General features: G+C 68.5%; 12 protein-coding genes. 2 read left to right on the top strand and 10 right to left on the bottom strand.

From position 1 onward, the window contains the following. Positions 1 to 20 precede the first annotated feature (20 nt). From JFC09_RS00965 to JFC09_RS01005, 9 genes are all read right to left on the bottom strand, one after another. Positions 21 to 668 carry a TetR/AcrR family transcriptional regulator gene (locus tag JFC09_RS00965; protein WP_198392117.1) on the bottom strand — a complete coding sequence of 216 codons (648 nt, stop codon included), beginning with the start codon at positions 666 to 668 and terminating at the stop codon, positions 21 to 23. Further along, positions 665 to 1,648, bottom strand: coding sequence for a phosphotriesterase family protein (locus JFC09_RS00970; protein WP_198392118.1), 984 nt, complete (start codon positions 1,646 to 1,648; stop codon positions 665 to 667). Before JFC09_RS00970 ends, JFC09_RS00965 begins: the two co-directional genes overlap by 4 nt. A 14-nt stretch (positions 1,649 to 1,662) precedes the next feature. Beyond that, complete coding sequence (locus JFC09_RS00975; RefSeq protein ID WP_198392119.1) at positions 1,663 to 2,685, bottom strand: DctP family TRAP transporter solute-binding subunit; 1,023 nt, start codon at positions 2,683 to 2,685, stop codon at positions 1,663 to 1,665. Positions 2,686 to 2,713: 28 nt separating this feature from the next. Continuing rightward, complete coding sequence (locus JFC09_RS00980) at positions 2,714 to 3,616, bottom strand: shikimate dehydrogenase (RefSeq protein WP_332839598.1); 903 nt, start codon at positions 3,614 to 3,616, stop codon at positions 2,714 to 2,716. After that, positions 3,613 to 4,887 carry a TRAP transporter large permease gene (locus JFC09_RS00985; protein ID WP_198392120.1) on the bottom strand — a complete coding sequence of 425 codons (1,275 nt, stop codon included), beginning with the start codon at positions 4,885 to 4,887 and terminating at the stop codon, positions 3,613 to 3,615. The genes JFC09_RS00980 and JFC09_RS00985 overlap by 4 nt, the downstream gene beginning before the upstream one ends. Next, complete coding sequence (locus tag JFC09_RS00990; RefSeq protein WP_198392121.1) at positions 4,884 to 5,426, bottom strand: TRAP transporter small permease; 543 nt, start codon at positions 5,424 to 5,426, stop codon at positions 4,884 to 4,886. The genes JFC09_RS00985 and JFC09_RS00990 overlap by 4 nt, the downstream gene beginning before the upstream one ends. A gap of 95 nt (positions 5,427 to 5,521) precedes the next feature. Then, on the bottom strand, positions 5,522 to 5,974 hold the full coding sequence (aroQ, locus tag JFC09_RS00995) for a type II 3-dehydroquinate dehydratase (protein WP_198392122.1): 453 nt from the start codon (positions 5,972 to 5,974) through the stop codon (positions 5,522 to 5,524). Beyond that, positions 5,971 to 7,794, bottom strand: a complete 1,824-nt coding sequence (locus JFC09_RS01000; RefSeq protein ID WP_198392123.1) for a sugar phosphate isomerase/epimerase and 4-hydroxyphenylpyruvate domain-containing protein — start codon at positions 7,792 to 7,794, stop codon at positions 5,971 to 5,973. Before JFC09_RS01000 ends, aroQ begins: the two co-directional genes overlap by 4 nt. Before the next feature lie 61 nt (positions 7,795 to 7,855). Continuing rightward, entirely contained in the window at positions 7,856 to 8,344 is a 489-nt protein-coding gene (locus JFC09_RS01005) for a mycothiol transferase (protein ID WP_198392124.1), read from the bottom strand. A 268-nt stretch (positions 8,345 to 8,612) separates the two neighbouring features. On the opposite strand from JFC09_RS01005, the gene JFC09_RS01010 reads away from it, so the two are divergent. Further along, positions 8,613 to 9,638 (top strand): 8-oxoguanine DNA glycosylase OGG fold protein, encoded by a 1,026-nt coding sequence (locus tag JFC09_RS01010; protein WP_198392125.1) that lies wholly within the window; start codon positions 8,613 to 8,615, stop codon positions 9,636 to 9,638. A 156-nt stretch (positions 9,639 to 9,794) separates the two neighbouring features. Then, entirely contained in the window at positions 9,795 to 10,619 is an 825-nt protein-coding gene (locus tag JFC09_RS01015; RefSeq protein WP_198392126.1) for a class I SAM-dependent methyltransferase, read from the top strand. A 6-nt stretch (positions 10,620 to 10,625) separates the two neighbouring features. Here JFC09_RS01015 and JFC09_RS01020 read toward each other — a convergent pair whose 3' ends face one another. After that, positions 10,626 to 11,456, bottom strand: a complete 831-nt coding sequence (locus JFC09_RS01020) for an alpha/beta hydrolase family protein (protein ID WP_198392127.1) — start codon at positions 11,454 to 11,456, stop codon at positions 10,626 to 10,628. Positions 11,457 to 11,461: the final 5 nt, after the last annotated feature.

The raw sequence follows: 11,461 nt of genomic DNA on the forward strand, positions 1-11,461 counted from the left end.
ACTCCACGATGGTCCAGCGCCTACACCATGATCCAGCGCACCACGAGGTCGCCGAGCATCGTCCGGGCACGGCTCGCCGTCGGCTCCTCGAGCAGCTCGCGCTGGAAGAGGTGGCCGAAGGTGTGCTGGTTCGCGACCTGGAACACGCAGTACGAGCTGATGAGCATGTGGAGGTCGAACGGGGTGAGGTCGTCGCGGAAGATCCCCTCCGCGCGACCCCGCGCCATGATGTCCTCGAGCACGTCGACGGCCGGCTGGCCGAGCTCCTCCAGGGTGTCGAGCTTCTTCAGCACCTCGGCGCGGTGGATGTTCTCGATCATGACGAGCCGGATGAAGTCGCTGTGCTGCACGTGGTGGTCGTACGTCGCCTCCGCGAGCGCCCGCAGCGCGTCCGCCGGGCCCAGGTCCGCCACATCGATCGTGCGCTCGGCCTCGCGGATGCCGCGGTACGCATTCTGGAGCACGGCAGCGTACAGCTGCTCCTTGCCACCGAAGTAGTAGTAGATCATCCGCTTCGTCGTGCTGGTGCGCGCAGCGATGTCGTCGACGCGAGCGCCCGCGAGGCCCTCCTCGGCGAAGACCGTGGTCGCCACCTCGAGCAGCTCCCGCTTCGTGCGCTCTGCATCGCGCTGACGCGCCCGCACATCCGCGGAGTCGGTCGTGGTCATCTGCCCTCGTTCCCTGGTCCCATCAACACATGACGGGGATTGTCCCTCATCATCGTACGGATCTCATCGTCGCCGACCCCCTTCTCCCGCAGCAGGGGAAGGATCCGGTCGTGCAGATGGTGCATGGTCCACCGCGGTGCGTGTGCGCGCCTCCACGACGGCGGGGTCATGCGGCTGTGGATCGCCGCGTCGTGCGACAGGACGATCCGCTCCGCGAGCCCCTGCTCGAGCAGCGCGAGCAGCACCGCGACCCGCTGCGCGTCCGGTGCCGCGTGCTCCATACCGAAGCGGTCGAACCCGAGGAAGGCTCCCCGTGCCGCCAGCTCCTCGAGGTAGTCGAGGTCCCCGGAGTCACCGGCGTGCCCGATCACGATGCGATGCGGCTCCACACCGGCACGCTCGAGCACGTCGAGCTGCTCGAGCCCCCCGCGTGACGGGGAGTGCGAGTGCGTGAACACCGGGGCGCCCGTCTCCTGATGCGCGACGGCGGCCGCCGCGAACACACGAGCCACGTCGTCGGTGATGCCGTCGACGTCCGAGACGACCTTGAGCACGCCTGCCCGCACGCCTGTGCCGTGGATGCCGCGGGTGAGGTCTCCGATGAACAGCTCGATGAGCGGTTCCGGTCCGTCGACGAGTCGTCCCGGCCCGTTCAGCCGGAAGTAGGCCGGCAGCACGTCGTGCGTGTACCACCCGGTCGCGGCGATCAGGCGCATCCGGGTGCGCTCTGCGACGCGGGCCACCAGAACGGCATCGCGGCCGAGGCCGGGGACGGTGAGATCGACGACCGTGCGCACGCCCCTGTCATGGAGGGCGTCGAGGTGGGCGACGGCCTCGTGCACCGCACGGTCCTCGTCCCACTCGACGTCCGGGAGTGCCCGATCGACTTCCGGCTGCCGCACGAACAGATGCTCGTGCAGCAGCGTCTCGCCGATCGCCTCCCCACCGATGTCACCCGTGTATGTGGGGAGGGTGCGCACGGTCGCCGTCGACCTCACGATGCGGAAGCGCGGATCGCCTCGAAGACAGTGAGCGAGTCGTCGTCGAGGTTCTCCTGGAACCAGCTGACCGCCTGCTCACGGAACGCGTCGACATCGACGTCCGAGTGCACGTTCCAGTCGTCCCCGGACTCCCACTCCTCGATCGTGGCGCCGTCCTCCTCGTCGACACAGCTCGTGACCTCGTCGACCGCCTTCGCGACCGCATCGGACACGACCTGCTGCTGGTCCTCGTCGAACTCGTCCCAGACCTCGCCGATGAGTACGAGGTTCGTGTTGAGCTGGTGCTCCGTCAGGCTGAGGTCGCTCTGCACCTCCTGCAGGTTCTGCGAGGCGATGTTGGTGATCGGGTTCTCCTGGCCGTCGACGGTGCCCTGCTGCAGCGCGAGGTAGAGCTCCTCGTAGGCCACCTCGGTCGCGCTGGCGCCGAGCGCCTGCGCGTTGAGGAGGTACTGCGGCGATCCGGGGAAGCGGATGCGCAGGCCCTCGAGGTCCTCCGGCGAGAGGATCGGCTTGTTCGCGGTGAAGTGCCGGGCGCCTGCCGACCACACGCCGAGCGTGTTCACCCCGGTCTCGTCCGCGAAGTCGGTGAAGACCTGCTGCCCGTCGTCACTCGCGGCGAACGCGGCGAGGTGGTCGGCGTCGTCGAACACGTAGGCCGCGTCGAGCACGGAGACGGGTTCGTACACGGCGCCCAGGGCAGAGGCGCCCTGGATGTCCATGTCGATGTCGCCCGAGGCCAGGGCCGCGATGCGGTCCGCGTCACCGCCCAGCTGGCTCGACGGGTAGATCTCGACCGAGATGCCCACGTCGGCGCTCTCGACCTCGTCCTTGATGACGGCGGCCCCGCATTCGTGCTGCGGCTGGTCCTCGTTGTAGCTCGTCGCGAAGGTGAGCTCGAAGTCGCCGCCGCCGCCGCTGTCGCCGCTGTCCGTGTCACCGCCGCCGCAGCCGGTCAGCACCAGCGCCGGTGCGGCGACCAGAGCGACCCACGCTGCTCGCTTGGTTCGTGCATTCATGTCGGGTATTCCTCTCCTCGGTTTCCGGTCACGCCGGGGTCGCCGCCGCTTCAGCGGCGACCAATTCCTTCAGGTCCTGCGTCATGGCGGCCCGATCCGCGGGTTCGCCGGTGAAGATCTCGAATGCGTCTGCCGCCTGTCCCATCGCCATCCCGAGTCCGGACATCGTCTTCAGCCCCCGCCCCCGCGCAGCCAGGAGCAGGGCGGTGTCGGTGGGGCGGTAGACGATGTCGCCCACCCACGACCCGGCGGGCAGCAGCGCGGGGTCGAACGCCGTGCCGGGATGAGCGGCCATGCCGAAGGGCGTGGCATTCACCACCCCGTCCGCCGCAGCGAGCAGCTGCGGCATCTCGGACGACGACGCACCACGGACCGTGCCGTTCGTGAGCGGTGCCGTCTGCGCGGCCAGCTGCTCCGCGCGGTCGCGCGCAACGTCGACGACCACGATCTCCTCGATGTCACGCTCTGCGAGTCCGGTCGCGACGGCGGAGCCCGCCCCTCCCGCGCCGACGATCACGATGCGCCCGTACTGCGTGCCGCCGAAGGACGCGTCGAAAGCGGAGCCGAACCCCGTCACGTCGGTGTTGTGGCCGATCGTGCGGTCGCCGTCGAAGACGACCGTGTTGCAGGCGCCCACTCGGCTTGCGCTGGGGGCGAGTTCGTCGAGCAGCGGCATGACCGCCTGCTTGACGGGATGCGTCACGTTGAGCCCGTCGTATCCCATCCTGCGGGCGGCCCACAGCAGCCGGGCGATGTCGGAGGGGCCGGCCTCGTCTGGGTCGACCTCGATCGTCCGATACACGTAGCTCATGCCGTGGCGCGCGCCCTCCAGTTCGTGCATGGGCGGGGTGAGCGATGGCGCGACTCCCTGTCCCACGAGGCCCACGAGCACGGCCCGGCGCGATGTCGGGAGAGACGGTGCGGCGATCACAGGCCGAACACCCCCGGCATCCACATGATCGCCCCGGGGAACGCGATCGCGAGCGCGATGATGATGAGGAACGGGATGATGAACGGCAGCGTTCCCAGGAACACATCGCCGATCCGCGAGCGGGAGACGGACGCCGTCACGAACAGGACGGTGCCCACAGGCGGGGTGAGCAGGCCGATCATGAGCGCGATGATCGTGATGACGCCCAGTGTGATGGGGTCGACGCCGTACGTGTTCGCGATCGGCACGAGGATCGGCACGATGAGCACGAGGATGGCGGTCGCGTCGATGACGGTGCCCAGGATGAGGCACAGGACGACGACGAGGATGAGGAACACCGTCGGGCTGTCGCTCACCGCGAACATCGCCTCGGTCAGCATCTGCGGCAAGCGCTCACGGGCGAGGATGTATCCCAGCAGTGAAGCCGACGCGACGATGATCATGATGGAGGCGGTCGTGACGGCCGATTCCTTGAGTGCCTCGAGGAATCCCTTCCAGGACAGCGACCGGCGGAGCACGCCGATGAGGATGATGTAGGCGACGGCGACGGCCGCGGCCTCCGTGGGCGTGAAGTACCCGCCCAGGATCCCGCCGAGGATGATGACCGGGGTGAGCATCGGGAGGATGACGCCCTTGATCGAGGCGCGCACCTCGACCATGTCGAAGTCGCCCTTCTGGATCTTCGGGTTGCGCGACACGAGCACCGCCACGACGATGCACAGCCCGATCGCCATCGCGACCGCGGGGATGACCGAGGCTGCGAACAGTGCCCCGGTCGACACCGCGGCGAGCCCCGAATAGATGACGGCGGGGATCGAGGGCGGCATGACGGGCGCGATGAGGGACGAGGCGGACGAGACACCCGTCGCGAAGCGCCGCCCGTAGCCCTCACGGATCATGGCGGGGATCTGCACCTTGCCGAGCGCCGCGGCGTCTGCGACGGCGGAACCGCTCATCCAGCTGAAGCCGACGCTCGTGCCGATCGAGACGTAGCCCAGGGACCCTCGCACTCGTGCGAGGACGGCGAGCGCGAACCGGAAGAGGCTGTCGGCGATGCCGGCGCGGTTCGCAAGCGAGCCGAGGAGGACGAAGAGCGGCACGGCGAGCAGCGGGAAGCTGTCCGCGGCGCTGGTGACCTCACGCAGCGCGTTGCCGATCGAATTGCCGTTGGCCCACATGTAGACGACCGACGGGCCGAGGAACGCGAACGCCACGGGCACGCGCAGGACGAGCAGCACCGCGATCGCGAGGACGAGCAGGGTGAGCATCATGGCGCCACCTCCGCATCCTCGTCGAACTCACTGAAGATCGGTCCGGTGAGCGCGATCTGGACAGCCTGGATGAGCGAGCGGATCGCGGTGGAGACGACGCCGATGAGCACGGGGATGTACACCCACGACATGGGGATGCGCAGCACGGCGGACTTGAGGATGCCCTGCGAGTCGATCAGCTCGATCGCCTCGACGACCAGCATGCAGGCGACAGCCGCCACGACGAGCATCGCGAAGGCCTGCACGACGCGCACGAACAGCTGGCTGCGCGCGGCGTCGACGATCTCGAGTGCGATGTGTCCGCGTGTCGTGATGAGGATCCCCGCTGCCGAGAACGTGAGCCAGACGAGCCCGAAGCGGGAGACCTCACCCGTCCAGGCGACCTGCGCGATCGGCAGGTAGCGCTGCAGGGCCTGGAAGAGGACGAGCACGAAGATCGTGAAGAGGCAGAGGACGCCGATCGTCATCTCGAGAGCGGTGAGGACGCGCACGAGCGGTTGCCAGAACCGCCTCGCGGGGCGTGTCGGGGAGTCAGTCATGGGACGTCCTTGTCGGTCCATGGGAGCTGTCAGATGTGAACGTACCGGGTAGTTCATTAGCGGATCAAGCAGGTTCGGTACGGTGCGGCCCTTCGTTATGCGACTGCAATACGCGTGAGATCCGCGACGAGGCGGCGGACCGCGAAGTCGTACCCCTGCAGGCCCGCCCCGACGATGACGCAGTCGGCGACGTCGGACAGCAGGGAACGGTGCCGGAACTCTTCACGGGCGTGCACGTTGGTGATGTGCACCTCCGCGAAGGGGAGCGCGATACCCAGCAGGGCGTCGCGCAGCGCGACCGAGGTGTGGGTCAGCGCTCCTGCGTTGATGACGACGGCGTCGCAGTCGAGTCGTGCCGCATGGATCGCATCGATGAGCTCACCCTCGTGGTTCGACTGCACGGCGCGGATATCGAAGCCGGACTCCCCTGCCGCGTCCACCGCGATCCGCTCGACGTCCGCAAGCGTCCCCGGGCCGTACCTGTCCGGCTCACGTGTGCCGAGCAGGTTCAGATTGGGTCCGTTGACCACGAGGATGCGCCGGTTCACGAGGAGGACCCTTCCGCGCCGGGACCCTTCGCGTCCGTCCACGTGCTCACCTGTCGCTGCGCCGACAGGCGCACAGGAGCGTTGGGGGCGCCGTACCCGTCGTACTCGCCACGGCGCTCCACGAGCTCGAGGAAGACCCCGCCGAAGGTCGGCGTGTAGAAGTGGATGAACTCGCCGTGCTCGTCACGGTCGTAGAGCAGGTCGAGGCCCTGCAGGGTCTCCAGCAGTGCGGCGTCAAGCGCGAACCGCGCCTGCAGGTCGTCGTAGTAGTTGTCCGGTACGGGGAGGAAGTCGAGCCCCTTCTCCCGTGCGGCCCGCGCCACCGCGACGACGTCGTCGACACGCACGGCGACGTGCCGGTGCGGTACGGGCGCGGTCGGCGGCGCGAGGTTCATGGGGAGCCGGACGACGCGGTCGGGCGACCGCATGACCTGGCTGCGGACCAGACCCCGCGGGCCCGGCACCTCGGCGACCGGTTCCGCGTCGAGCGCGACGACACTGCGCATGAAGAGCACCGCCTCGTCGAAGTCCTGCCACGCGTAGCTCACGTTGATGTGGTCGACGTCGCCGTGGAAGGCGGCGTCGGTGTCCCCGCCCTCGAACTCGGGGACCCAGCTCGCGTCGGGGTCGTCGTCGTTCCAGTAGACCTCCGTGCCATCAGGTGATGCGACGGCGCGGAGCTCGACCTCGCCACGATACGTGCGGCGGTAGACCGGGTCCGCGCCGAGCGCCGCAGCACGCTCCGAGGCAGCGGCCGCGTCGTCGACGATGAGGCCGAACGCGGTGAGTCGCGGCGATTCGAGGCGCAGCTGCTCGTTGAGGATGATGCGGGCGCTGCCCGCCGTCCAGAGGCGCACGGGCTTCGACCGGTGGCGGCCTCGGAACGCGAATCCGAGTCGGTCGAGCAGCTGGTCGAGGTCGTGCAGGTCGTCGCCGGACACCTCGACGAAATCGATGCCGTGCGCGTGCTGCGGGGCGATGAGCCGTTCGGCGTGCGGTGCACGCCCGGCATCCTCCGTGCGGTCGGCGAGCCACGTCAGCGAGCGACGCGCGTGTGCGGCCGTGCGGAAGACGGCGGTCTGGCGGAAGGTGTCGTTGAATACTTCGAGCGACAGGGGGCCCGTGTACCCGGCGCGCAGGACGTGGCCCAGGAAGCCTGTGAGGTCGAAGTCCCCCTCCCCGGGGAACAGGCGGTGATGGCGGCTCCACTGCAGGACGTCCATGTCGAGCGCGGGGGCGTCCGCCAGCTGCAGGAAGAAGATCTTCTCGCCGGGGATCGTCTCGATCGCTGCCGGGTCGTGTCCGCGGCTCAGGATGTGGAAGCTGTCGAGGCAGACGCCGAGGTTGGGGCGGTCGGCCTTCTCGACGATGCGCCAGGCGCGCCGGTAGTCGTCGACGTAGCGCCCCCAGGCGAGAGCCTCGTAGGCGATGCGGATCCCGCGTGCAGCGGCGAGGTCAGCGAGCCTGCCGAGCTGCTCCGCGGCGAGGTCGTCGTCATCGATCGTGGCGGTGCCGGCGTTGCTGCACAGCAGCATCAGGTCGGTGCCCAGGCGCTCCATGACGTCGAACTTCGCGTCCGCGCGCCGCAGGTTGTCCGTGAACGTCTGCTCGTCGACACCCTCCACGTCACGGAAGGGCTGGAACATGTCGATGGTGAGGCCCAGACGCTCGCAGAGCGTGCGGATCTCCTCGGGAGACTCGTAGGCACCGACCAGGTCGGCGTCCATGATCTCCACACCGTCGAAGCCTGCGGATGCGCAGGCATGGAGCTTCTCTACCAGGCCACCTGAGAGGCAGACCGTCGCCACTGACGTTCGCATATTATTAACGTACCAGATAGTTCATTACGGGAACAGGGGCTCAGGACGCCCCTTTCCGATGTCACCCGGCGACGACGAGGTCGCGGCAGATCTCCATGTGTCCCAGGTGCTGAGCGCACTCGTGGAGGATGTGCTGGAGGACCCACGCGGCGGAGGCACCGGCCGCATCGGTGCGGCTGGTGCCGGAGGCGTGCGGGTCGCGGACCCCCTCCGCGGCCGCGACCTCGACCCAGCCCGGCAGCCGGGTGCGGAGATCCGCGAGAAGGGCTGCGGCCTCGGCGACGGTGCCGTGCGCGTGGAACTCCGCGTCACGGTCGCGGGGGTTCCGCTCCCCCGCGATGAGCGAGCCGCCCCAGAAGCCCGCCATCCCGTGCAGGTGCGCGACGAGCGCGAAGACGGTGTTCACGACCCCCGGCTGAGGTGTCCTGTTCACCGAGTCGTCGTCGAGCGCTGCGAGCACCGCGTCGATGCCGTCGAAGACCTCGTTCACGACGGCGAGGTAGGCGGTCGCGTCGATCGTGGCGGGGGTTGGGCGGGCTGCGGCGTTCATGTCCCCAGGATCGCAGAGGCAAAGCCGCACCGTCCGCCGACGCCAGCAGCGATCGTCCGACTGTGACCTCGAGTGCGCCGCCCTGAACAGCACCGATACCGGCTGAGGGTCACCAGCAGCCACGACAAGGAGGCTCTATCCACAACGAACGCCACCCTCTTCAGGCGATCTCACAGACGCGATATTTTTGCATGACGAATTCGAGTTCGGCATCGAACGCAGACCCGGGAGCCACCGGCAGACGGCACATCCTCGCAAAGGAGCGATCATGACGACACGTGCAGCTTCACCCTCCCCCGCGGCGGAATCCGGTCCGGCGCGCTCCCCCGCGGATTTCCCCGACCCGCCCGCGGCCCTGGTGGATCTCCTATCCGCGCCGTTCACGCCTCAGAAGAGATTCAGAGTGCCCAGGGCCGCGTGGCTGCGTCGGTTCGATTCCGTGCCCCATGCTGCTGAAGCGATCAGTGCGCTCCCCTCGTGGATCAACCGGGACGACGCCGTTGCCGCCTTCCGCTCCCATTGGCCGGACAACGTGACGGGCGCGTTCGCCACGACGATGGTGTGGGCCTACGGCGAGAAGGCCGGCTACGCCCCCTACCGCGTCCTGCGGGTTCTCACGGCGAGCCCGGAACCGGACGGCATGCCGGAGAACCCGCGCGTGAGGGACGTGCTGCGTCGCGCCATCGAACTGACCTGCACGGAAGGTGCGGCAGAGGGGTTCAGCTACCTCAACGACTGCACGCACAAGGTGAGGAGCCATCAGCGGGACGACGCGGACCTCCTGGTCGGAGTCGACTGCGGCCGCATCTACGGGCTGGGCCCGTCGTTCTTCACGAAATGGCTCCACATCGGCGCACTGGCACTCGGCGACGGGGCTGCGCCCACACCGATGCTCGACAACCAGGCCCTCACGTGGCTCGACGAGCACGCACGCACCGTCGACCGCGCATGCCTGACACAGGACCACCGACGGAAGGTCGAACTCCTCCACAGGAAGTGGCACGCCGAATCCGTCTTCTCCTCCTGCGACGACGACTGCCCGTTCACAACAGGTGACGCATCGAAGAGCTGCACCGGTCTGCTCCCCGGTGGTTCGGACGAGACCGGATGGTCGCCCACCACTCCGGAGGGAGACCTTCTGCGCCTGCGGTCCGGCCGCACGGATCACTACGCCCGGTACATCGAGCTCCTCACGGCGTGGGGTGCGCCCTTCCGGCTGGACGCCTCGCAGGTCGGCGACCGGATCTACCGCCTCATCCGTGACGACGGGGAGCAGAGGACGATCGCGGCCTGAGTGCGTACGAGTGACCCGTCGTCGGCCTGTCGCCCACGAGGTCGGCTCAGCGGATTTCCTTCCTGCCGACACGCCCCCATTCCCCATAGAATGGAAGTGGACAACGCCCCTTCCTCCACACCGTGGGGGCGGCCCCACGAGGCAGTGAGGACGAGAGTGAGCGATCACCGAGGAAACCCGAACCCCGTTGACGGCGGCGGGCCCGACGACCACTCCGCGTTCTGGGAGGACCGACTCGACGACGACTGGACGGAGAGCGGAGTCGGGTACAAAGCTCTGGGCCTCTCGTTCAACTCGTGGATGTACAAGGCGCGAGAAGAGGTGTTCCTCCGCGAAGCAGGACGCACCGGAGTCGACAGGTCCTCACGGATCCTCGACGTGGGCTCCGGCACCGGCCTGTACCTGCGGTGGTGGGAGCGGATGAGACCCGCCGAAGTCGTCGGCAGCGACCTGACCTCGTCCGCCGTGCGGAACCTGCGGGAGCACTTTCCCGACAAGCGGGTCGAGCAGCTCGACATCGCCGCGGGCACCGGCCCCTTCGAACCCGCCTCGTTCGACGTGGTGTCGTGCATGGACGTCCTGTTCCACATCACCGACGACGACAAGTACCGCTCCGCACTCGCGAACATCTCACGACTCCTCGCGGCAGGTGGCCGCTTCGTCTTCACCGAGAACTTCGTCCACCGCACCCATGAACGGAGCGCGCACCAGACGAACCGCAGCCTCGCGTGGATCACAGGCGCCCTGGACGACGTCGGACTCACCATCGAGCACCGCGTCCCCCACCTGGTGCTGATGAACGCGCAGGTCGACGCACCGTGGGTGTGGCGGAAGGCGTGGGGAGGCATGCTGCGGGCCGCAGCACTCACCGAATTCACCGGCAACCTCGCGGGTGCGACCCTGTACCCCGTCGAACGGATGCTGGCCCGCAGGCTCACTGAGAGCCCCACGACGGAACTCGCGATCGCGACGCGCGCCTGATGGGTGTCAGCCCACGAGGAGCCGCACGACCTCGTCGAAATGCTCTGCATGAGGATCGACGAGGTCGAAATGGTCCGCGCCGTCCAGCTCCCACAGCCTCGCGGGGAAACCACGGGGGAAGTCGATACTCACGGTCTGATCCTCCGTGCCGTGGAGGAGCTGCACGTCCATCCGCGCGGGAATGAGCGCCGCCCGCGAACGCGGGTCCTCTTCGAGATAACGCCCAGGATCCTCCTCCGGGCGGACACCCATGTACTCGAGGATGGCGCCCTCACCCAGGTGGTCGCGCACTTCCGCGACGAGGTCCGTGACCGCCGCGAGGGGCCGGACCCTCACGGCGGGCCCGTCCTCGGGCTGACGCGACGCCCACGACAGGGCGAGACTGCCGCCCGCGGAGTGCCCCGCGACCACCAGCTCCACGTCACGCGACCGCTCACCGGCCGCCGCGTCGTACACAAACGCCACCGCGGCCTCGACGTCTTCGAGGGTGTGGGGATGACCGCCCTCTCCCCCGACCCGCCGGTACTCGACGAGGGCGACAGCGACACTCCGGTTCCGGCTCGACCCGCGGTCGGTGAGCGCCGCCGCCATCGGACGCATGTACGACAGGGTGTACTGCTCGCGGAAATACCCGCCGTGGATCAGGGCGACGACTGTGTCCGCCGTGTGCGGATCGCCGAACCATTCGACGAACTGGTCCGGACGCGGACCGTACTGTGCACGGGCACCGGGGGCGGCCTCGGCGGCGAGTATCCGATCGAAATGCGCGTCCTCCGCGTCACCCTCCTCCATGCTGGTCATCCCCACAGTCGACTCCTCACCCACGGGTGTCTTCACCTGGC

Origin of the sequence: Brevibacterium yomogidense, assembly GCF_016107685.1 — a bacterium.
GTDB classification, from domain to species: Bacteria; Actinomycetota; Actinomycetes; order Actinomycetales; family Brevibacteriaceae; genus Brevibacterium; species Brevibacterium yomogidense.